12 protein-coding genes and 1 tRNA gene are annotated in these 23349 nt (G+C 70.4%); 8 read left to right on the top strand and 5 right to left on the bottom strand.

The features are described from left to right. Complete coding sequence (locus WBG06_RS11070; RefSeq protein WP_336736705.1) at positions 1 to 912, top strand: IclR family transcriptional regulator; 912 nt, start codon at positions 1 to 3, stop codon at positions 910 to 912. Position 913: 1 nt separating this feature from the next. On the opposite strand, the gene WBG06_RS11075 is transcribed toward WBG06_RS11070, so the two are convergent. The 5 genes from WBG06_RS11075 to WBG06_RS11095 form a co-directional block, all read right to left on the bottom strand. Further along, positions 914 to 1600 (bottom strand): AroM family protein, encoded by a 687-nt coding sequence (locus tag WBG06_RS11075; protein WP_336736706.1) that lies wholly within the window; start codon positions 1598 to 1600, stop codon positions 914 to 916. Between the two features lie 226 nt (positions 1601 to 1826). Continuing rightward, positions 1827 to 6098, bottom strand: a complete 4272-nt coding sequence (locus WBG06_RS11080; RefSeq protein WP_336736708.1) for a M36 family metallopeptidase — start codon at positions 6096 to 6098, stop codon at positions 1827 to 1829. Positions 6099 to 6186: 88 nt separating this feature from the next. After that, a complete protein-coding gene (locus WBG06_RS11085) occupies positions 6187 to 9147 on the bottom strand; it encodes a helix-turn-helix transcriptional regulator (RefSeq protein ID WP_336736709.1) in 2961 nt (986 codons plus the stop codon). A gap of 136 nt (positions 9148 to 9283) precedes the next feature. Further along, entirely contained in the window at positions 9284 to 13858 is a 4575-nt protein-coding gene (locus WBG06_RS11090; protein WP_336736711.1) for a S8 family serine peptidase, read from the bottom strand. Between the two features lie 255 nt (positions 13859 to 14113). Then, positions 14114 to 14200, bottom strand: a tRNA-Leu gene (locus tag WBG06_RS11095). A gap of 238 nt (positions 14201 to 14438) precedes the next feature. Between WBG06_RS11095 and WBG06_RS11100 the strand changes: the two genes are divergently transcribed. The 7 genes from WBG06_RS11100 to pknB all read left to right on the top strand — a co-directional run bounded on the left by WBG06_RS11100 (position 14439) and on the right by pknB (position 23345). Next, positions 14439 to 15146, top strand: coding sequence for an FhaA domain-containing protein (locus WBG06_RS11100; protein WP_160026076.1), 708 nt, complete (start codon positions 14439 to 14441; stop codon positions 15144 to 15146). A gap of 79 nt (positions 15147 to 15225) precedes the next feature. Beyond that, a complete protein-coding gene (locus WBG06_RS11105; RefSeq protein ID WP_336736715.1) occupies positions 15226 to 15705 on the top strand; it encodes an FHA domain-containing protein FhaB/FipA in 480 nt (159 codons plus the stop codon). Next, positions 15702 to 17048, top strand: a complete 1347-nt coding sequence (locus tag WBG06_RS11110; protein WP_336736716.1) for a PP2C family protein-serine/threonine phosphatase — start codon at positions 15702 to 15704, stop codon at positions 17046 to 17048. The genes WBG06_RS11105 and WBG06_RS11110 overlap by 4 nt, the downstream gene beginning before the upstream one ends. A 76-nt stretch (positions 17049 to 17124) precedes the next feature. After that, positions 17125 to 18552 (top strand): FtsW/RodA/SpoVE family cell cycle protein, encoded by a 1428-nt coding sequence (locus tag WBG06_RS11115; protein WP_336736717.1) that lies wholly within the window; start codon positions 17125 to 17127, stop codon positions 18550 to 18552. After that, positions 18549 to 20018 carry a peptidoglycan D,D-transpeptidase FtsI family protein gene (locus tag WBG06_RS11120; protein ID WP_336736719.1) on the top strand — a complete coding sequence of 490 codons (1470 nt, stop codon included), beginning with the start codon at positions 18549 to 18551 and terminating at the stop codon, positions 20016 to 20018. The genes WBG06_RS11115 and WBG06_RS11120 overlap by 4 nt, the downstream gene beginning before the upstream one ends. Continuing rightward, entirely contained in the window at positions 20015 to 21568 is a 1554-nt protein-coding gene (locus WBG06_RS11125) for a serine/threonine-protein kinase (protein WP_336736720.1), read from the top strand. The genes WBG06_RS11120 and WBG06_RS11125 overlap by 4 nt, the downstream gene beginning before the upstream one ends. After that, positions 21561 to 23345, top strand: coding sequence for a Stk1 family PASTA domain-containing Ser/Thr kinase (pknB, locus tag WBG06_RS11130; RefSeq protein ID WP_336736722.1), 1785 nt, complete (start codon positions 21561 to 21563; stop codon positions 23343 to 23345). The genes WBG06_RS11125 and pknB overlap by 8 nt, the downstream gene beginning before the upstream one ends. Positions 23346 to 23349 lie beyond the last annotated feature (4 nt).

Below are 23349 nucleotides of genomic sequence, written 5' to 3' on the forward strand. Positions count from 1 at the left end.
ATGCAGTTCCATTATCTCGAACTAGGTTCTACATTATGGATTGTGTGCCTGGTTACACGCCGCCGTCAAGGGCTGGCGGGCACGACGCCCCGGCAACCGCCTAGGCTGAACCGGCGATGGAGAGGGAATGAAGCGTTGAGCACCTTGGCCAATGCGCGCGACGTACTGCGCCTGATGACACGTCTGCGGCGTGATCTGACCGTCACGGACGTCGCCTCCGAGCTCGCGGTCCCGAAGAGCTCGGCGTCTCGAACGCTGAGCATGATGGCCGACCACGGCTTCCTCGAGCGCGACGCCCAGTCGCTGGCCTACCGGCCCGGTCCCCTGGTCATGGAGGCGTCCTTCCACTTCCGCGCCACGCGCAACGCGCTCTCGCTGCTCGAGGAGGAGCTCTCCGCGATGGTCGCGGACACCGGCTACGCGGGCTACGTCAACCTCCTCGACGGAGCGGAGACGGTCGTCATCGCCATGCGCACCGGGAAGGTCGGCACGCTCCAGGCGTACACCCCGGTCGGCACCCGCGGCCCCGCCCACGCCACCTCCACCGGCCGGGCGCTGCTGGCGCGCCTCGACGACGACGAGGTCGCCGCTCGCGTCGGCACCGAGCTGCCGCACATCGGAAGCGCCCCCGAATCTCGCGACGAGCTGCTCCGAGCACTGCTCCAGGTCCGGGCCGACGGCTGGGCGGTCTCCCGCGGCGAGTTCGTCACCCAGGTCGCCGGCGTGGCCGCGGCCGTGCTCGACCCGACGACGGGCCAGCTCTTCGGCGTCGGCCTCGCCCTGCCGAGCGACGAGCTCGTCGACGAGGTGATCCCCAGCTACGGCCTGCGGGTACGCGACGCCGCGATGCGCGTGGGCAAGAGCATCGGCGACCCCTACTGGCTGGACTTCCCCCAGGTCGACCCGGCCTGAGTCACCTCAGGAACGGCGCCAGCGCATGGGCGAAGACCTGGCCGGAGACCAGCACCGCGACGGTGACGCCCGCGGCACGTAGCGCCGCGTGGTGTCGTTCGCCGTAGGCCATGCAGTCGAGCACCAGGACCCGAGCACCCTGGGCGACCAGCTCTTCGGCGGCGGCGACCAGGGCGTCGGTGCCGTCGTCGAACGGCGAGGCGGCCGCGAAGTGGACCTCCCCCGCAAGGACCGACCACTTCTCCCGCGCCTCGGCTATCTGCTCCGCCAACGGCACCAGCACTCCGACCGTGGCGTCCCGGACGAGGGTCGGGATCGCCGTCGTGATCACCCGGTCCGGCTCCATGAGCCACGCCTCGCGGGTCTGCAGCGTCGGGAACTCGCCGGTGCACAGGACCGCGATGGTGCGGACGCCTTCGGCCTCGAGCCGCTCGAGGCAGCGCTGCAGCCCGTCCTCGATGCGCCCGGGATCGAGCGTGATCGTGTCACCGTCCTGGAGCCGGGTGATCAGCACGGCCCCGTCCTCGCGCGCCCCGAAGTGCTCCTCGGCCTCGGCCCGCGAGAGCCCGTCGAGCACACCGAACTCCTCGACCCTGGTGCGGGCCGGCAGCACGGCACGGATGCTTGCCGAGAGGTCGGGTCGAGGCGCCTGACCGATCGTCAGGAGTGCGAGGTCGATGTCGGTCACCCCAGGAGGCTAACGTTCCAATTTATGGAATGCTAGTCCAGATTCTCGAACCACTCGGCCTTCATGCCAGAAACCAGCCCTCGGGAGGTACGCCCGGATCGCTGGGACGATCCGGGGCGGCTGATCCGTCGTCAGCAGCGGCCGCGTCGGGCGCGGTCCGGTCGCGATCCGCGGGCGCGTCCGAGGGGCCGGGCCCCGCCGGAGTCCGGAGCTCACGCATCTGCGATCACCCGCCCAGCTCACGGAGGAAGATGTCGGCCAGGTCGTTGGTGTCGTCCCTCACGAGGTTGGCCGCATAGCTGCGGAAGGCCGCGTACCGGCCGTCGGCGCTGATCTCCACCATGTCCGAGGTGGCGTCTCCGAGCGTCCCGTCCCCGGCGGCCGACAACAGCTCGGTGGTGCCGTCGCTCCGGTCGTGGACGAAGACGTCGCGACGATCGTTGGTGTCGCCGGCGACCAGGTTCGCGGCCAGGCTCTCGAACACGACCCGCCGACCGTCCGCGCTGACCGACGCCTGGCCGGAGAAGCCGTCTCCTTCGGTCCCGTCGCCGGAGACCGAGACCCGCTCGGTGGTCCGGGACCGACGGTCGTGCAGGAAGACGTCGGAGGTCCTGTTGTTGTCACCGGGCGCCAGGTTCGAGGCGATGCTGTGAAACACCACGAACCGGCCGTCGGAGCTCAAGGACGGGAACATCGAGTTGCCGTTCGACTGGACGCCGCCGTTGCCCAGGGAGACCCGCTCGGTCGTGCCGGTCTGCCGGTCGCGGACGAACACGTCCTGGGCGCGGTTGGTGTCGCCGGCGACCAGGTTGGTCGCACTGCTGTAGTACGCGACGAACCGGCCGTCCGCGCTGATGCTCGCTGCGTACGAGAGGCTGTCGGCGCCGGCTCCGGAGACGGTCGCCGAGACCAGCTCCGTCGTTCCGGTCACTCGGTCATGGACGAACACGTCCGGCAACCCGTTGACGTCACCGGGAACGAGGTTGGAGGCAGAGCTGTCGAACGCGACGTACCTGCCGTCCGCGCTCACCACCGGGCGGTCGGAGTGGGCGTTGCCCTCGGTGCCGTCGCTGGCGACCGAGACTCGCTCGGTGGTGCCTGCCTCCCGGTCCCGGAGGAAGATGTCGGTCGTGTCGTTGCCGTCGCCGGCGACGAGGTTCGAGGCCAGGCTGTCGTACGCCGCATAGCGTCCGTCTGCGCTCAGCGACACCAGGGTGGAGGTGCCGTTGCCCTCCGTGCCGTCGCTGGCGACCGAGACCCGCTCGACCTCGCCGGTGGTCCGGTCGGTGACGAAGACGTCCCGGGTGCCGTTCCCGTCACCCGGAACGAGCACCGAGGACGGGCTGTAGAAGGCCACGTAGCGACCGTCCGAGCTCACCGACGGCCCCGAGGAGTCCCGGTTGCCCTCGGTCCCGTCCGCCGCCATCGACACCCGCCGGAGCTTGCACCGCGGCAGGCTGAAGTCCAGGGTCGTCGGCTTGTCCACGCTCACCTGCTGGGACAGCGGGTCGCTGCATCCTCCGGCGGCCACGGCGGTCGCGGTGTGCGTGCCCTTCGGCACGCTCGCGAAGGTGTAGGCACCCTCGGCGTCGGTGGTGACCGGGGCGACGTTCGTCGCGTCGATCCTCACCGTGGCATTGGCGACCGCGGCGCCGTCGGCGTCACGTACGTGCCCGGACACGGGGTGTGCCGCTCCTTGCGCGGCGAACTCGAAGAAGGCCCGATGCTGCACCCCGTCGGCGCGCGTCACGACGAGCTCGCGACACGTACGCCCCCACTCCTTCATGGTCTTCCAGCCGTAGGTGTAGCGGCCCGTGGTCTCGTCGTAGGAGAGCCCGTTACCGGCCGGGACGGTCTTCTCCGGGAGTGGACGCGGAGTGATCTGCTCGGCGCGAGGGTCCTCCACCGCGAGCGTGCGGCAGTTCACCTGGCGCGAGTAGGGCGTGCCGGCGAGAACGTCGAGCCCCTTGTCCCCGCCGAGGACGAACTCCGCCGACAGCGCGGACCCGGCCGTGGCCAAGTTGAGCGCCGGCTCGGCCGCCAGGCCCTCGAAACCGGTGCGGCAGTCGGGGTGCGTGTCGAATGCCTCGCGGTTGTCGTCGCGGTCGAAGCTGCTGCCCTGGGTCGCGCTGTAGCCGAGCCCACGGCGTGCGAAGGCGTTCCAGATCGTGCAGGTGTCCTCGCCGTCGCTGAGCTCGTCGGCGGCCGCGATGATGCCGTCGCGCGAGTCGAGAAGGCCCGGGTAGCAACCCTGGAACTTCAGACCGTCGATCACGTACTGGATCGCCCGGTTGTTGCCGCCGGTGCTCCACTCGTCGTAGACGTCCGGGTTGAACCCGTGCTTGTCGATCAGGTCCCAGGTCATGTCCCACAGCACCGCGGCCCAGCCGTGGCCGATGCCGTGCGGCGCCTTCAGTGTCGTGCCGTCGATCCACCCCTTGGTCTTGATGCTGTCGTAGGTGAACGGCTGGATCCTCATGTCGCGCGAGTACGGCGCGGGGCGGATCCCGGCGCTGTGCCGGTCGGCGCCGTACGTCACGTAGGAGCCCATCCCGCGCGGGCCGTCGGGATCGTCGACCGCCGGGTCGAGCAGCATCGCCATCGCCAGGAAGTCGCTCCAGCCCTCACCGGCCTGCTCGTCACCGCCGAGGCAGTTGACGGTCGGACCACCGGTGAGCCGGGTGGAGATCCCGTGCGCGTACTCGTGGATGATGATGCCGGCGTCGAGGTCGCCGTCCCGGATGCCCGGGTGGTCGGGGTGCTGCCGCACGGTCACGGCGACCTCGCCCGTGGCCGCCTCGATCGCGTCGCCGTCGGTCCGGGTCACGCTGACCATCGGGATCTCGACGCTCGGACCGCTGAGCGGGCCGTCGACGACGACCAGGTCTTCGGAGGCCACCGCGACGACGACAGCAGCGGCGCCGAGCTCCTGCGCGACCTGCCCGCGCTGCTGGAAGGTGCACATGCTCTCGGGGTCGCTGCCGCTGTCGACCACGGCCGTCCACGGCTGCGAGGGCAGCGTCGACGGGTACTGGCCGGCGTCGCAGCCGGTGCCGCCGTGGACGAGGGTGCCGGCCCGGGTGCCCTCGGCGGTCGGCGCCGGGGCGAACCGCGACCAGCTCGCGTCGAAGGAGCCGACGCCGTCGACGACGACCTGGTTCTGGGCGCCGAACTGGTCGCCGGGCCACAGATACATCTGCATCCGCGGCTGCTGGCTTCCGTCGACCGCCGGCGAGGCGAAGTTCGCGTTGTCGATGCCTCCGCCATCGGCAGCCTCGGCCAGGACTGCGTCCCCGCCGGCACCGCCGCGGCCGTAGGTGTTGGCCGAGAAGTTGCCGGCCGCCTCGTCGAACCCGTAGCCGTAGGCGACGTCGTGGACGATGTTGTTCCAGTAGAACAGGTTGGTCACCGCGGCGTCGCGATAGTTCTGGGCGTGACCGTCGAGGTCGGCGTCCGCGTCGAAGGTGAGGTCGTCGCCACCGTCCACGGCCCGCTCCGAGTCCGGGCGGTCGTCGCCGTTCTCATCGAGGTAGGCGGTGACGTTGTTGCCCGCGGTGGTGGTGTGCTCGGCGCCGGGCGCGCCGTCGAGATCGTGCCAGCCGTGGGGGGACGCTGTCGCGTCCGCCGGGTTCGACACCAGGGTCCGCGGCCCCTCGCTCGGGCTCTCGCGCGTCACCACCCGGTACGTCGCACCGTCCTCGACCGGGTCCGGCGATCCTTCGATCGAGCCGGCGGCGGTCGTGGCGGTCCGCGCGGACCGGCCCAGCCGGTGGCTGAGGTCTGTCATGGTGTCGTGGGAGGTCCAGTCCTCGACCTTCAGCACGCCACCGGTCTCGGCGTCGACCGCCGTGTTCCACAGACTGGCGTTGTCCGGATCGTCCAGGACCAGCTGCCACGCCATCCGCAGCCCGTCGGCAGTCGGTTGCCACCCCAACCGGGCCGGGATCGGGTCCTCGGACACCTCGCCGCCGGACAGCACGGTCTTGCGGGCCTGCCCCCGCGGCTGGCTCGTCACCCGTACGCCGCGCGGGCTGCCCACATCGAGACGCTCGGACGCCGAGCGCGCCGCCTCCGCCGCACCGAGGTCGGCACGGCCGGAGGAGTCGGCCAGACCGCCGACGAGGCTCTCGCCGACGAACAGGACCTCACCGTCCGAGGCGACGTTGACGGTCGCGTACGCACCGAACACCTCGAGCCCGCGCTTGCGCTGGCTCAGGGTGACGTGGGTGACGCCGCTGTCCTCGCTGACGTAGGCGCCGGCCACGGCGAGGTCGGCCACGTCACCGGCGGTGAGCCGGTAGCGGCCCGGGTGACCCTTGACGTCGGCGAGGGCGATCTCGATCGCCTCGGCACGGTCGACCGGGTCAGCACCGGCGATCGTCGTCGATGTGCCGGCTACGGGTGCGGGAGCCGCCTGGGCTCCGACCGCGGACATCGCGCCGGCCACGACCAGGCCCATCACGGTCGCGACCCGGACCGGTTGCCTCAGACGTACCATCAGTGCTGCTCCTGCCTCGATAGATGCCTGCGCGAGTATGCGCCGCCCCGCGGAGCAGCCACCATGGGGATAAACCCCCATGGATCGCTCAGGCCGGCGGGTCGAACTCGGCGAGCCGGACCGCCAGCGCCACCCGGGTCGGCGTCTCGAGCTTGCGCTTGGCCGCGCTGACGTGCTTCTCGACGGTCTTCACGGACAGGTGGAGCTCCCGCGCGATCTGCTGGTCGGTCAGGCCCGCCGCGGCCAGCTCGGCCACCTGCCGCTCGCGCGGCGAGAGCTGGGACCCGTAGCCGTAGCGTCCTCCTCGGTGGCGACCCGGGACCGGCACCCCGATCCGGCGGGCCAGTCGGCTGGCCCGCGACAGGTCCCACTCCGCGCCGAGGCGCTCGTAGGCAGCCAGCGCAGCGCGCATCGACTCCGCGGCCGCGTCGTCGTCGAGCTCATGGCGGCACCGCGCCGCCTGCTCGTCGGCCTGCGCGGCCTCGTAGGGGAAGTCGACCCGGCGGTAGTGGTCGGCGGCGTCGGCGAACAGCTGCGCGGCTTCCGACCGGTCGGCAACCGCGGCCGCGAGGTGGCCGCCGGCGCGAGCGAGGACCGCCGGCGCGAGCGGGCCGTCGAGGCCGTCGAGCGCGGCGGCGATCCGGGCCGTCACGGCCCGCGCCTCCTCGATCCGGCCCGAGGCACAGAGCGCCTCCACGTACGGGGGGACCACCCGGAGGGCAGGCACCCAGATGCCCATCGACTCCGCGCCGCGGAGCACGTCCTCGCCCACCCTGGCGGCCTCGGCCAGCTCTCCCCGGGCGATCTGCAGCCGGATCAGGGCCTCCGCCGGGACCGGCAGCAGGTCGATGTCGGTGAGCTCTTCGGCCCGTCGTACGACGTCGGTCAGCCCCGCGTTCGCGGTGTCGAGGTCGCCGCGGGCCAGGGCGAGGCCGGCGGCGACGGCCTCGACCGCCAGCCGGCCGGAGGGGTAGCCGTCGAGCTCGTCGATCAGGACCCGGGCCTGGTCGGCGAGCCCCTCCCAGCGTCCGCGGCTGTAGTCCAGGAGTGCCGCCGAACGGCGCACCCGGAGCTCGAGGCGGTGGCTCTCGCACTCGGTGGCGCCGCGCAGGCCGGCGGTCAGCAACCGGTCGGCGGCGGCATGGTGACCGGAGTAGCAGGCCTCGAGCCCCACGGAGTCATAGGCGTTGACCTCGCCGCGCCGTTGCGGGGACCCGCCGGTCTGCTCGTCCATCCGGTCGACCAGGCGGAGCCACGCCGGGTCACCCAGCGCGACGAGCACCATCGCGGCCTTGCCCCACATGAAGACCCGATCCACCGGGTCGTCGATGCGCGGCACGATCTCCAGCGACCGATGGAGCCAGTGCAGCAGCTCGGCCGGCTCCACCCCGGGGACGGTCGGGATCCCGAGCCCGACCATCGCCCACGCCTGCAGGTCGGGACGGTGGTCGAGGTCGTCGACCGCGTCGGCGTAGAGCTGGCGGCGCAGCACGGGGTCGCCGCCGACCTGGGAGAGCAGCACCGAGAGCGAGAGCCGGAGCTCGCCCCGCGCGGGTGCCGGCAGCGGCTCCTCGAGGACGCTCGCCAGCAGCCCGGTCACGTCGGGCGCGGCATGGATCGCCTCGACCGCGGCCTGGCCGAGCTTCACGGCGAGCCGGGCGCGGACCTCGGACTCGAGGCTCGCTTCCCGCAGGACGTCGGCGAGCAGCCGGACGGCCTGGCCGTCGTTGCGCAGGGTCATCGCCTGGTCGGCGGCCCGTTCGGCGGCCTCGGCCCACGGCGCCGACTCCCCGGTCTGCCGCAGGTGGTGCGCGACCTGGCCGATCGCCGGGTCGCCCAGCTCCCGCAGCGCGGCCGCGGCCCGGGCATGGATCTGTCGGCGGCGCGGTCCCGGGATCGCGTCGTAGACCGCCTGCGCGGCCAGCGGGTGCCGGAACCCGAGGTTGGCACCGTCCTCGAAGAGCAGACCGGACCGGAGCGCCTCCTCCAGAGCGTCGAGGAGTACGTCGTCGGTGCAGCCCGCGGTCGCCTGGAGCACCGGCGAGGGCTGGGTGGTCTGGAGCACCGCCGCGGCCTCGGCCACGGTGCGTGCGTCAGGGGAGAGCCGCCCGGCGCGTTCCAGGACGGTGTCGCGGATGCGGTCCGGCACGTCGAGCTCGTCGAGCGCCCGGCGGATCCACTGGGTCCCGTACGGGGCCAGGGTCCCGCGTGCCTGCAGCAGGGCGAGCAGCTCCTCGATCGCGAACGGCAGCCCCGCCGTCCGCTCCCACAGATAGGTCGCGAACTCCTCCGACAGGGTGTCCGTGTCGAGGATCGCCGACGCGAGCAGCCGGGTCTGCGGCTGTGTCAACGGCACCAGCACGGCCTGCACGCGACCGACCTCCGCCGGCACCCGGCCCAGGACGGTCCGCGTCGGAGGCGCCACCTCCGCACCCCGGTAGGTGAGCACCAGGCCGAGCCGAGGCGGCGGGTCGCTCACCAGATAGTCGATGAACTCCACGGTCTGCTCGTCCGCCCAGTGCAGGTCCTCGAGCACCAGCATCGTGTCGCCGAGCGCCTCGATGATCTCCAGCAGCCCACGGAAGACCCGGTGCCGTTCGGCGACGTGGTCGTCGAGCCCTGGGGGCAGCGGCGGCAGGACCGCCGACAGCTCCGGCAGCAGCGGCCGTACGGCCCCGGCGACCGGGGACAGCGATGCGGTCTGCAGGGCGTCGCCGTGCCGGCGCAGGCTCTCGACGACCGGCCCGAGCGGGAACGGCTCGCCGATGCTGCGGCATCGGCCGACGGCGAACCGGCGCCCTGCGTACGCCGGGTGTCTGCGGAGCTCGTCGATGAGCCGGGTCTTCCCGATCCCGGGATCACCCTCGATCACGGCGACCGCCGGGGTCGTGGCGAGGCCTTCCACCAGATCGGACAGCTCTCGCTCCCGGCCCACCAGCGTGGCTGAGGAGAGCCGTGTCGACGGGCCAGGGCGTCGGTTCGGTGAGGAGGCACGCTCGTCGCCGCGTGCTGCGCCTGCCTGCGACAGGTCGTGCTCCGGATCTCGCATCGAGCCCTACTATCGCCGAGCCCGGCCGGCGTGGCGACCGCGGGTCCGGGAGACGTGCGGTCCGGGGACAGAACGCCGCCGGGGCGGCCGGGCCGTGATCGGTCCGACCGCCCCGGGGCGGGGTGCTGCTGTCGACTCAGCAGCCTGCCTTGTCGAGGTCCAACATGGCCTCGACCGTCTTCCCTGCCTGGATCCGGACCCGTTCGGACTCGATGGAGTACCCCGGATACGCAGCCGCCACCGTCAGCGGGTTGTGCTGCTTGTCGATCCAGCGGGCGAAGGTGCCGTCCGGCCCGGTGGAGAACGTGCCGCTCATCCCTCGCGCGTCCAGCTGCAGGGTCGCGCCGCTCAGCGAGCGGGACGATCCGTCACACGCGACGCCCCGGACGGTCCCGACGAGCTTGCCCCAGGTCTTGGGCGGGGTGACGATCATGTCGACCCCCACCTCCGCCTGCTGGTAGGGCGTGCTCTCCAGGATCGCCAGACCGGCGGTGTAGGTGCCGGGCTGGTCGACCGTCGGATCGACGCTCACCGTGAGCTCGACGCTCTCGCCCGGCTCGACCGTGGCCGAGGTCTGGTCCACGGAGAGCCAGCCGACATCGGCGGTGCCGGCGTCGCACTGGTCGTAACCGGGCAGCATCTCGGCTGCCGTACCCGGGGTGTAGCCCTGGGCGGACCCGCCCACGGAGTAGAACCCGCAGGCAGCACCGCCGCGGTAGCGGACGTTGTTGGCGCTGGGCATCCCGGACCAGGCGTTGGTCGCCGGGTCGTAGCCGAAGGCCTGGTTGGTGACCTGGCCCTGCTGGATGCCCCCGACGAGGACGAGCTGGTCGTTGGCGACGCTGTAGCCGCTGCCCCACACGTCCACCGGGACGTCGGCCTTCGGCGCCCAGGTGTCGGCACCCGGGTCGTAGGCGAACGTCTTGTTCGTCGTGCTCGACCCGATCCCGCCTGCGCAGTAGATCGTCCAGTCGATCGTGCCGCATGCGGCGTACGCGAGCGCCAGCGGATAGTCCGCCCGCGGCTCCCACGCGTCGGCGACCGGGTCGTAGGCGACCACGTCGGCCGTCATCGGGGCACAGTCCGCGGTGGTGCAGCCGCCGATCGCGAACAGCTGGCCGTTGACGACTGCGCCGGACGCCCCGGCCCGCGGCGCCGGGTTGGTGGCGCCGGGCGACCAGGCGTCCGCGCCCGGGTCGTAGACCCAGGTGTCGCCCTGCGGCTTGTTGGCCGCGTCCCAGCCGCCGGTGGCGACGATGTGGCCGTCGATGACACCCGCGGTCATGCCGCTGCGCGGCGCCGGCAACGGGGCCGCCTCCGACCAGGTCATGTCGGCCGGGTCGTAGACCCAGACCGCAGCGAGCGGCCCGGCGGAGCCGTACCCGGCGATCGAGTAGATCTTGCCGTCCAGACGCACCATCGCGTTGTCCATGACGGGCGTCGGGTAGTCGGCGATGCCGGTCCACGGTGCCGACTGGGGCTGAGCCGTGAGCTCGGCCTCAGCAGCCTTCGTCGCCGCCCCGACGGACACGGGGACGTCCAGGCGACGGACCGGAGCGCCCTCGGCAGAGCCGATCGCGTCTCGCGAGACAGTGCTGCCGTCGGCGGTCTGGAGGACGAAGCCGCGCTCACGCTCGCCGATCCGGACCTGGGCAGGCGCCGTACCGGTGTTGGTGATGGTGACCTCCTGGGACCCGGAGGCGTCGCCGAGGCCGCGGGTGATCTCGACCGAGTCGGCACTGAGCGAGAGCCGCCCGGCCGCGAGCTCGACGTCCTTGACGGTCAGACCTTCCAAGGAAACCGAGTCGGTCCAGGTGGAGTACTTGGACGCGGCCACGGTCACGTGCTGGTCCCCGCTCCGGGGGCTGTAGAGCCAGTAGAAGCCGTCCGCGAGGTCGGCGTCCTCGGGGGTGGCCGCCGACTCCGTGGTGGCATCCCCGATCGATACGCGCGCTCCGACGACACCGTCACCGGTGTTCGCGTCGGTGACCGACCCGACCAGCATCGCGCCGTCCTCGTCGGGCACGCACCCGAACGACCGCTCCGAGGTGTCGGCCCAGCCCATCGCGTTCCAGAAGACCTTCTCGGACGCGTCCAGCCAGGATCCGGCTCCGCGGGCGTGCATCGAGAGCAGGACGTGCCGGTTGCCGGGCCGCTGCTGGACCGCGATGCCCGGGCCGGAGACGCCCCTGGTCTTGTCGCCGGCGCCGGCGAGCACCTGGACGCCATCACCGGTGTAGCCGGTGAACCAGGCGGTCTGCGCGCCGCCGAGGTGGTCGATCCGGTCGCCGACCTCGAGACCCTCGAGGACCGGGTGCTTCTGGGTCACCTCGTAGTAGGTGCCCGAGCCGCTCGCGTTGCGACGCTGCAGCGAGACGGGGTTGCCGGTCGCTGCGGACAGGGCCGCGACACCGTTGCCGACGCCGAAGGCGAAGTCGGCGAAGACGATGCCGGTGCCGCTGGCGTCGGTGCGAGCCAGCAGGTCGCGGAAGGCCGCACTGTCCGGCAGGTTGTAGTTCGACATCCAGACGACCAGGTCGAACCCGTCGATCTGACCGAGCTGGGTGGTGGTGAAGGTGGTGTACTCGATGCCGTACGAGCCGAAGAAGTCCCGCGCCTCGAAACCCGGGTCGTTGGTGACCACGGCGATCCGGGGCTGCTCCTGGTGATAGCCGGGAGCCACGCAGGGCCGCTGCTGGACGGGCACGGCCAGGTTCACGGTCGCGTCCTCGGACACCTCGATGCTCTGGGTGAGCTTCTCGTAGCCGGGGTAGTCCACATCGACCGAGAGGTCGTACGTCGTGCCCTCGGGCAGCTCGAGGCTGAAGCTCCCGTCGCGCGGGTCGGTGTGCTGCGTCAGCTTCGGTGCACCGGCCACGCGCACCTCCGCGTAGAGAGGCCAGCCCTGGCCGGAGCCGTCGGTGACCGTGCCGGTGACGGTCGAGGTGGGCAGCGCACGCAGGGCGAAGTCCTGGGTGGTGGTCCTGCCCTCGGTCACGGTGACGGTCTCGGCCGCCTCCGCGAACCCGAAGGACGAGGCGGTCACGTCGTACTCGCCGATCGGCAGGGTGGCCGCGAAGTGCCCCTCGCCGTCCACCGCGAGGTCGCGCTCGACGGCGTCGTCACCGGTGCCACCGGTCACGTGCACCGTCGCGTCGGCGAGCGGGGACCCGTCGGCGTCCTCGGTGACGTCGCCGGCCAGGGTGCCGATCGGGCCACGGTCACCGGCCTCGAGCAGCGCCACCGCGTCGAGCCTGCCCTCGCCGTAGACGTTGTTGTCATCAGCGGTGCCACCGCACTGCAGGTCCTCGGTGTCGATCGCGGTGCCGTCGAGCATCTCCTCGGTGGCGGCGAGATCGCCGATCAGGTCGGGGTGGGCCGACCAGAGCAGGCCGAGGGCGCCGGCGACGTGCGGGGCGGCCATCGAGGTCCCGCTCTTCACACCGTAGGTCCCACCGGGGACGGCGGAGCGCACGTTGACGCCGGGCGCGGAGATGTTCGGCTTGATCCCGCCGTCCTGGCCGGAGCCACGCGAGGAGAACGAGCCGATCACGTTGTTCACGTCGTACGCGCCCACCGAGTAGTTGATCGTCCGCGAGCCGGGGGAGCCGGCGGTCTGGCACTCCGGACCGATGTTGCCGTTGGACCAGATCGCGAAGATCCCGGAGGCGGCCCACGCCGTCGAGATGTCCTCCATGAACGGATCGTTGGAGGGCGTCTGGGTGCCCCACGAGTTGTTGATGATGTGCGGCCGCCGCGCGGGGTCCGCCCCGGTCCCGTCCGTCTTGGTCGGGGCCAGCATCCACTGCCCGGCCTCGATCAGGTCGACGTCGGAGCAGGTGGCACAACCGTTGGCGGTGATCCAGGTCGCGCCCGGCGCGACCCCGATCTGGTTCGTGCCACCGTCGGAGCCCACCATCGTGCCCATCGTGTGGGTGCCGTGGCCGTCCTTGTCACACGGGCCGCCGTCACAGCTGCTGTTGGTGTCCAGCCAGTTGTAGTCGTGCGTGAAGGTCCCGTCGCCGTTGTTGCCGCGGTACTGCTTCACGAGGGCCGGGTGGTCGTACTGCACGCCGCTGTCGATGTTGGCGATCACGATGCCCTTGCCGGTGTCACCGTCTGCCCAGACCTGGTCGGCCTTGATGTTGGCCACGCCCCACTCGACGGCCGCGGCGGTCGTCGCCCGGTCGGCCTTGACGTCGACCGGCTCGACCGGCTTGTACGTCTGGGTCGGCCACAATCCGTCGACAGCCGGCACGGCCGCCAGCGTCGCCGCGAGCTCGTCCGACCCGTTCTCGACGTACACCGCGTCGGTCGCCCAGAAGGTCCGGTACGTCACCTTGCGCTTCTCCAGCGCGGCGACGACCTCCTTCTGGTGCTCGGCGGCGCTCTTCTTCAGCTTCTCGACCACATCCGCGCCGCGTTCGTCCCAGTCGCGGCCGGGGCCGGCGACACCCAGGTCGACGTCCCGCTCGAAACGGACCCAGAAGTCCGCGGTGCCGGTCTTGGCGAGCCGTTTCGCCAGACCCGGCTTGATCTTCTCTGCTGCCGTCTCCGGCGCCGGGTCGGCCTTCGCGCCGAGCGCACCGTTCGCCAGGCCGACCGGCGTCGCCGCCTGGGCTGCCGGGGCGAACCCGGTCAGCGCAGTGGCGGTCAGGAGCGCGGCCGTCGCCAGACCGACACCGCGCAGCACACGAGCTCTTCGTCTCATCGGCGATCACTCGCTCCGGACGGTTCCGGACACCGTCTCGCGACGGGGGGACAGGACAGGGACATGGGGGAACCTCCACCGAGTGCATGAGCGGGGCGGACTCCGTAGTCCGCACGGGATCCTTCGGAGTCTCGGCCCGCGGAGGATCCCGCCACCATGGGGGAGAACCCTCATGAATGCCGCTGGATGCCGCGCGCGGCCACCGCCGGGAAACGACCAGAGCCCCGGATCGAGGATCCGGGGCTCTGTCTGTGGTGGTGCGCGAGGGGGGAGTTGAACCCCCACGTCCTTTCGGACACACGGACCTGAACCGTGCGCGTCTGCCTATTCCGCCACTCGCGCGTGCAGCAGAGGAAACGTTAGCCCACGCACACCCACCGACCCAAAACGACGGCACCCCGCCCGCCTTGACGCTGGTGGTCACCGGATCGTGGGAGGATCGAAACCACGTAGATCGCGGGAAGTGGCAGATCCCCTAGGGTGCACCGATACGATCGGGCCGAATCCGGGGGCACCACTATGCCCGTAGACCATTGACCAACCGACCGGCCACCCCGGCACCCGAGAGGAGCGCAACGACGTGAGCGGCCTGCAGAAGTTCGAGCAGAAGCTGGAGCAGCTCATCTCAGGCGCTTTCGCCAAGGCGTTCCGGTCCGAGGTGAAGTCGGTGGAGATCGTCGCCGCGCTCCAGCGCGAGATCGACAACAACGCCCAGGTGCTCAGCCGCCAGCGGCGGCTGGTGCCCAACGACTTCTTCGTGGAGCTGTCCTCGAGCGACCTGGGCAAGCTGGAGTCCTACGGGCCCCACCTCAAGGAAGAGCTGAAGCGTCAGCTCATGGACCACGCCGAGGCGCAGGGGTTCGTCTTCCCGGGCCGGGTGAGCATCGAGTTCGGCGAGGCGAAGGACCTGACCATCGGCCGGTTCCGCGTGCGCAGCCGCGCCCAGGCCGCCGTCTCCGGCGCCGACATGAGCGACACCCAGGTCAGCCGCGCGCAGGCCTACCTGGAGATCAACGGCACCCGACACCCGCTTCACGGCAACCTTGTCGTGGGTCGAGGCACCGACGCCGATCTGCGCATCAACGACCCGGGCATCAGCCGCCGCCACATCGAGTTCCGCTCGAAGCAGGCCGGCGACCGCGTACGTGTCGAGGTCTATGACCTCGGCTCGACCAACGGGATGCTGGTCAACGGGCAGAAGATGGCGAGTGCCACCCTGGACGACGGCTCTCAGGTGCGCATCGGCACCACCGTCATCACCGCGCACATCGTGGAGGAGCGCCGTTGAGCGAGCGTAAGCGAGCGACTGTCAAGATTTTCACGGCGCCACTTCCGTATTCTGGCGCCTGCGCAACGGAGGTGGCGCCGTGAGCGAGCTGACTCTGTTTCTGATCAGGGTCGCCTATCTGGCGATCCTGTGGATCTTCGTGCTGGCCGCGCTGTCGGTGATCCGCTCCGACATGTTCGGTGCGCGCGTCACCAACGCCTCGGCCGGCGGCCAGCCCGCGGCGCCGGCCCGCGGCAAGGCTGCCGCGGCGAGGACTCCGCGGCGCGGCGTACCCACGCATGTCGCCGTCACCACCGGCTCCAACGCCGGCGTGACCGTGCCGCTCTCGCAGGCACCCATCGTCATCGGACGTGGCAGCGATGCCGCGATCATCCTCGACGACGACTACGCCTCCACCCGCCATGCCCGGATCGCCGTATCCGGCGACCAGTGGTTCGTGGAGGACCTCGGATCGACCAATGGCACCTACATCGGGTCCGTCCGGATCAATCAGCCGACCGCCATCTCTCTCGGAACCCAGGTGCGGATCGGTAAGACAATCCTGGAGCTGCGCAAGTGACCGCTGCGACCGACCCCACCCCCGACCCCTCTCCTGGCCCTGCGCCCAACGCAGGCACCGCCGACGGCCGACCGTTTCGCCTCGAGTTCGCGGCGGTCTCGGACGTCGGCCGGGTGCGCAAGGACAACCAGGACAGCGGGTACGCCGGACCCTGGCTGCTGACCGTCTGCGACGGTGTCGGCGGCGCCGCCCGCGGTGACATCGCCTCCAGCACGGCCGTCCAGCAGCTGCGCAAGCTCGACGAGGAGCCGGCCCTCGGGCTGGTCGACGACGACCTGATCGGCCTGGTCTCCCACGCGCTGCACATGGCCCACGACGAGATCGGCCACCTGGTCGACCACGACCCGACGCTCAACGGGACGAGCACGACCTCGACCGTCGGCCTCTTCGACGGCTCCAAGCTGACCGTCGGCCACGTCGGCGACAGCCGCGCCTACCTGCTCCGCAACGGCGCCATCCACCAGGTCACCCATGACCACACCTTCGTCCAGACGCTCCTCGACGAGGGGAGGATCACGGAGGAAGAGGCCAAGACCCACCCTCACCGCAACCTGATCCTCAAGGCCCTCGACGGCACCCGCGAGCTCGAGCCCGACCTGTTCATCGTCGACCTCGCCGCCGGTGACCGGCTGATGTTCTGCAGCGACGGTGTCTGCGGTTACGTGGACGACCCCCGGATCGCCGACATCCTGGCGACCGGCACCCCCGAGTACGCAGCGGTCGAGCTCGTCCGGGTATCCCTCGACTCCGGCAGCACCGACAACGTGACCTGCGTGGTCGCCGACGTGGTGCCCAGCGACACCGTCCCGTCCGCCGGCCTCGAGGCCCAGATGGTGGGTGCAGCGGCCGAGCTCAAGCGGCGGACCACCAAGACCGGCCAGATGACCGCCCTGTTCCGCGGTCACCGGATGGGTGACACCGGCGAGCTGGACCCGATCGACGAGGAGATCCCCGACGGCGCGATCGCCGCCGACCCGGAGGAGATGCGCTACGCGCTCCAGGCGCCGGCCAAATACCTGAAGCTGCGCTGGGCCTTCGGGCTGCTGACGCTGCTCGGCGTCGTCTGGGTCGCCGCCGCGACCGCGTACGTCTGGTCGCAGAACCAGTGGTACATCGGCGAGCAGGACGGCAACGTCACGATCTTCCGTGGCGTTCCCACCACCATGATCGGCCTCGACCTCTCCGAGCCCTACCAGACCTCCGACCTGAAGGTCGACGACCTGGCCGAGACCTACCAGAACCAGCTCGAGGACGGCATCCACAGCAAGGACCTGGCCGGCGCCCAGGAGAAGGTGCAGTCGCTGGCCGACCAGAGCGCTGCAGACGCGGGCAGCGGGTCATGAGCGAGCGTCAGCGAGCGTCAATGAACCTCAGGCCGCCGCGTCCGTATTCTGGCGCTTGCGCCACGGAGGTGGCGGCATGAGCGGATTCACTCCGGCCACCTCCATGCCGGTCTTCGTCCACCGGTCACGCCGCGGGGCGGAGCTGGTCCTGCTGATCCTCGCCCTCGTGGTCGGGATCGGCGCCTACGTCGCCGTCGGCCTCGGGGTGCAGGGGGAGGTCCCCGTCGATCTCGTCGGCTACGGCGCGTGGCTGGTCGTGCTCCTGGTGGCAGCCCACATCGGCGTACGCCTGATGGCTCCGTACGCCGACCCGGTGCTGCTTCCGCTGGTCGCCATGCTCAACGGCGTCGGTCTGGCCGTCATCCATCGGCTCGACCTGGCTCTCGCCGAGGACGCCGACAAGTTCGCCCGACAGCAGCTGATCTGGATGACGATCGGTGTCGTCCTGTTCCTGATCACGCTCTTCGTGGTCCCGGACCACCGGATGCTGCAACGGTTCACCTACACCGCGGGATTCGCCGCTGTGGTGATGCTGATCCTGCCGATGCTCCCGCTCATCGGCAAGGAGATCAACGGCGCCAGGATCTGGATCAACCTGGGGCCGGTCAGCTTCCAGCCCGGTGAGGTCGCCAAGGTGCTGCTGGTGATCTGCTTCGCCGGCTACCTGGCCGTCCACCGCGACGCGCTCGCGCTGGCGGGGCGCCGGTTCGCCGGCATCGACCTGCCCCGCGCCCGCGACCTCGGCCCGTTGCTGATGATGTGGGCGATCAGCCTTGCGATCCTGGTGCTGCAGCGCGACCTCGGCTCCAGCCTGCTCTTCTACGGCCTCTTCGTGGTGACGCTCTACGTCGCGACCGAGCGCAAGGGCTGGATCATCGTCGGCGGCCTGCTCTTCGCAGGTGGCGTCTTCGCTGCGCTGACCCTGTTCAGCCACGTCCGCGTCCGGGTGTTCACCTGGCTGGACCCGTTCAAGTACTACCCGGAGGCCGTCAACGGCACCTCGTCGGGGCAGCTGGTCGAGGGCATGTTCGGGATGGCCTGGGGCGGCATGATCGGCCGCGGCTTCGGCTCCGGCGAGCCCTGGCGGATCCCCTACGCCAACTCCGACTTCATCATCCCGGCGATCGGAGAGGAGCTCGGCCTGACCGCGCTCCTCGCGCTGCTGCTCTGCTACGGCCTGATCGTCGAGCGCGGCCTGCGCACGGCGATCGTGGCTCGCGACGACTTCGGCAAGCTGCTCTCTGTCGGTCTGGCCACCTCGATCGCGCTGCAGACCTTCGTGGTCGTCGGTGGCGTGACCGGGCTCATCCCGCTGACCGGTCTGACCACACCGTTCCTCTCGTATGGTGGATCTTCGCTGGTCGCCAACTGGGTGATCGTGGCCCTGCTGTTGCGCGTCTCGGACCAGTCCCGCCGTCCACTGCCGACAGCACCGTCCGATGAAGACCTCGCCGCTGAGGAGACCCAGATCGTCAAGCTCGACAAGGGGGCGCTCAACAAATGAACCGCCCCATCCGCACGCTGAGCGTCGGCTGCCTGATCCTGTTCGTGGCGCTGATGCTGAACGTCACCTACGTCCAGTTCTTCAAGGCGAGCTGGTACAACAACCGCGCTGACAACCGCCGGGTGACCGAGGACGCCTACTCGCAGCAGCGCGGCGATATCCTGGTCGGCAAGAAGGCGATCGCCACCAGCGTCCCCAGCGACGACAAGTACGAGTGGCAGCGCACCTACCCCGGTGGCAAGAAGTACGCCGCGATCACGGGTTTCATGTCCTACTCCTATGGTCAGACCGGGATCGAGCGCTCCCAGGACTCGGTGCTCTCCGGTAAGGACAACAAGCTCTTCACCAACCGTCTCGTGGACCTGGTCACCAACTCCGAGCCGGCCGGCGGCAACGTCGAGCTGACCATCGACCCGAAGGTCCAGGACGCGGCGTACGAGGGACTGACCGCGCTCGGCGAGGACGTCCAGGCGGCAGCCGTGGCCCTCGACCCGAAGTCCGGCCGGATCCTGGCCATGGCGACGACACCGACCTACAACCCCGAACGGCTGGCGACCCACGACTTCGGCGCGGCTCAGAAGGCTTACAACCAGCTCTCGAAGGACGAGGACGAGCCGCTGCTCAACCGTTCCATCCAAACGGCGCTGCCCCCGGGCTCGACGTTCAAGCTGGTCACCGCCGCCGCCGCGATCGAGGACCTCGGCATGGACGGGGACAGCATGGTCTACGGCGGCGCCTCGCTCGATCTCCCGGGCACCGACACCGACCTGCCCAACCTCAATGGCACCAGTTGCGGCGGTGAGGAGATCACCCTGACCCGTGCCCTCGAGGTCTCGTGCAACACCGCGTTCGGTCAGCTCGGGATGGAGCTCACCGACGAGCAGATGCAGGACCAGGCCGAGGGGTTCGGGTTCGGGCAGGACTACCTCGACGACATCGGCCCGCTGGCCATCAGCAAGTACCCCGACAACGGCGGCGACAAGGCCAAGCAGGCCCGTGCTGCCATCGGCCAGCAGGACGTGATCGCGACCCCGCTGCAGATGGCGATGGTCTCGGCCGGCATCGCCAACGGCGGTGAGGTCATGAAGCCCTACCTCGTCAACCGGGTCACCTCCTCCTCGCTCGACGTCATCGACCAGGGCAACCCGACGACGATCGACAACCAGCCGGCGGTCTCGCGGGACACCGCCGAGATCCTGACCGAGATGATGGTCAGCACCGTCGACAACGGCACCGCTTCGGCGGCCGCGATCGACGGGGTGAAGGTTGCCGGCAAGACCGGAACCGCCCAGACCACCCCGGATCGTCCTCCGTACGCCTGGTTCACCTCGTTCGCCCCGGCGGAGAACCCGTCCATCGCGGTCGCCGTGATGGTCCAGAAGAGCGGCACCGAGCGCAGCGAGATCGCTGGCGGACGGCTGGGCGGACCAATCGCGAAGGCCATGATGGAGGCAGCGATCTCATGAGTCGTTACGTATTCCACGAGCTCATCGGCACCGGCGGGATGGGCGAGGTGTGGCGGGCGACCGACACGACGCTCAACCGCGAGGTCGCGATCAAGCTCCTCAAGCCGGAGCACGCCGAGGACCCGATCGGCCGGTCCCGGTTCGAGTCCGAGGCGAAGCACGCCGCTGCCCTCCACCACCCCAACGTGGTGGCCGTCTACGACGTCGGCGAGATGCCGACCGCGTCCGGTCTGATGCGGCCGTTCCTGGTGATGGAGCTGGTCGACCACAAGCCGCTCTCCGAGCTGCTCCGTGACGGCCGTCCACTGGCCCCCGATGTCGTACGCGACCTGCTCGGTCAGGCCGGCGACGCACTGGCCGCGGCGCACCGTGCCGGCATCGTGCACCGGGACGTCAAGCCCGCCAACCTGCTGGTCACCCCGGCACGGAAGGTGAAGGTCACCGACTTCGGCATCGCCCGCGCCCAGGCGTCGACCGGCATCACCGGCACCGGCCAGGTGATGGGCACCCCGCAATACCTCAGCCCCGAGCAGGCCCGCGGCGAGAAGGCCACCCCGGCCTCCGACGTCTACTCCCTCGGTGTGGTCGCCTTCGAGTGCCTGGCCGGCTACCGGCCGTTCCAGAAGGAGACCCCGGTCGCGACCGCGATCGCTCACCTGCACGACCCGGTGCCGCCCCTGCCCGACCACGTCCCGGCCGATCTGGCCGCGATCGTGATGCGGAGCCTGCAGAAGGACCCGAGCCTCCGCTACGCCGATGCCGCCGCGTTCACCAGCGCGATGGTCGGGCACGGCGCTACCACCGCAGACCCGGACGCCGATGCCACCACCGTCGTCGCCGCCGCGCCGGTTGACGCGACCGCGACGTCGGTCATGGACCCGGTGCCCTCGCCCACCCAGAACTACGTCGGCATGCAGGGCGGTCCCGACGGCCCGCCGCCGCCTCGCTACCAGGACCCCTACGACCGCTACGACGAGGACGACGACCAGCGGCCCTGGTACAAGAAGCCGTTCAACATCGTCGTGATCGTCTTGCTGGTGGCCGTGATCATCGCGGTCATCTGGATCATCTCGACCCTCGCCGCCGACCCGAAGACCCCGTCGACGGACAACGCATCCACCACTCCGTCGGCATCGTCCACGCCCACCCCGTCGGAGGAGCCCGAGGAGGAGCCGAAGGCCGTCGAGATCAACGAGGACGACTACATCGGGCGCAACGTGGACGACGTGCGCCGTGAGCTCCAGGACAAGGGACTCAAGGTCGATCCGACCGTTCAGGACAACGACGGCAGCCACGAGCCCGACACCGTCTCGAGTCTCGACCCGACGCGCAACCTCTACGAGGGCAACACGATCACCGTCCGCTACTACGGCGAGCGTCCGGTGGTAGAGCCCCCGCCCACCCCGGAGCAGCCCGAGGAGGAGGAGCCGAGCGACGAGGAGCCGACCGACGAAGAGTCTTCTGACGACTGGGGCTTCCCGGAGCTTCCCGGTGACGAGAACCCCGGCGGTGGCGGAAACGGCAACGGCAACGGAGGCAACGATGGCTGACGGAGCCCTCCTCGCCGGCCGCTACGAGGTCGGAGAACTGCTCGGCCGAGGCGGCATGGCAGAGGTCCGCAAGGGCACCGACCATCGGCTCGGCCGGGTCGTCGCGATCAAGCGACTGCGCATCGACCTCGCCAGCGACGCCACCTTCCAGGCCCGTTTCCGGCGTGAGGCGCAGTCCTCCGCCAAGCTCAACCATCCCTCGATCGTGTCGGTCTACGACACCGGCGAGGAGAAGTCGGACGACGGCGTCGCACAGCCCTACATCGTGATGGAGTACGTCGCCGGCCGCACGCTGCGCGACGTACTCCGTGAGGGTCGCAAGATCCTTCCCGAGCGAGCGCTGGAGATCAGCTCCGATGTGCTCAACGCGCTCGACTACAGCCACCGCAACGGGATCATCCACCGTGACATCAAGCCGGGCAACGTGATGCTGACGCCGGCCGGCGACGTCAAGGTGATGGACTTCGGCATCGCCCGGGCGCTCAACGACGCCCAGTCGACGATGACGCAGACGGCGGCCGTCGTCGGCACCGCTCAATACCTCAGCCCCGAGCAGGCGCGCGGCGAGCAGGTCGACGCCCGCTCCGACGTCTACTCGGCCGGCTGCCTGCTCTACGAGTTGCTCACCGGGCGTCCGCCGTTCGTCGGCGACTCGCCGGTCTCGGTGGCCTACCAGCACGTACGCGAGCACGCCCAGCCTCCCTCGGTCCACGACCCGTCGTTGCCCCGTGAGCTCGACGCGATCGTGATGAAGTCGCTGGCCAAGCGCGTCGAGGACCGCTACCAGTCCGCGCAGGCGATGCGCACCGACATCGAGCGCTACCTCGCCGGACGTCCGGTCCAGGCGACCGTGCCGCCGAGCGCCGACCAGACCCAGGTCGCCCAGGCCGTTCCGGCCAACGGTGGCTACTACCCGCCCCAGGACGACCGTCCCGACGGCCCGCGTCCGTGGGTGCTGATCCTGCTCGGGTTGATCATCATCGGTCTGATCGGGGTGGGCGCCTACTTCCTGCCCACGGTCCTCGGCCCGCAGACCACACCCGCGCCCGACGTCACCGGCTTGACCCAGGAGAAGGCGATGGCCGAGCTGAGCGCGGCCAAGCTGAAGGGTGCGATCACCCAGGAGTCGAGCGATACGGTCGCGGTCGGTGTGGTGATCTCTCAGGACCCGCCTGCGGGCGAGGACGTCGAGGAGGGCAGCACCATCACGCTGAAGGTCTCCACCGGGCCACCCAACCGGGAGATGCCCAACGTGATCGGGATGCCGCAGAAGACGGCCAAGGACCTGCTCGAGGAAGATCCCTACAACTTCACGGTGAAGGTCGAGCAGGAGGAGTCCGACAAGGCCAAGGGCACCGTGATCGAGTCCGACCCGGTCGACGGCGAGAGCGTCACCACCGGCCAGTCCACCGTGGTCACCCTCACCGTCTCCAAGGGTCCGAAGAAGGTCCCGGACGTCGTCGGGAAGAAGGCTGAGGAGGCGAAGGAGATCCTCCGTGCCGCGGGCTTCACGCCGGTCGTCAAGAACGAGCCCGACACCGACAAGCCCAAGGACACCGTCGTCGAGCAGTCCCCGGGCAAGGGCACCCCGCTCGCGCAGGACGGCGAGGTGATCATCTTCGTCTCGACGAAGGAGGAGCCTCTGCCGAGCTGTCAGACGCTGGTGCCTGGCACCGACCCGGCGAACCCGTCGGCGTCGGCCACCCAGACCGCCGACCCGGGCAACCCGCCGACCTGTGACCCGGCACTGCCGCCGAGCACCCCGGCGGCACCGTAGGACC

It is taken from the genome of Nocardioides sp. CCNWLW239 (assembly GCF_037137035.1).
Taxonomy (GTDB): Bacteria; Actinomycetota; Actinomycetes; order Propionibacteriales; family Nocardioidaceae; genus Nocardioides.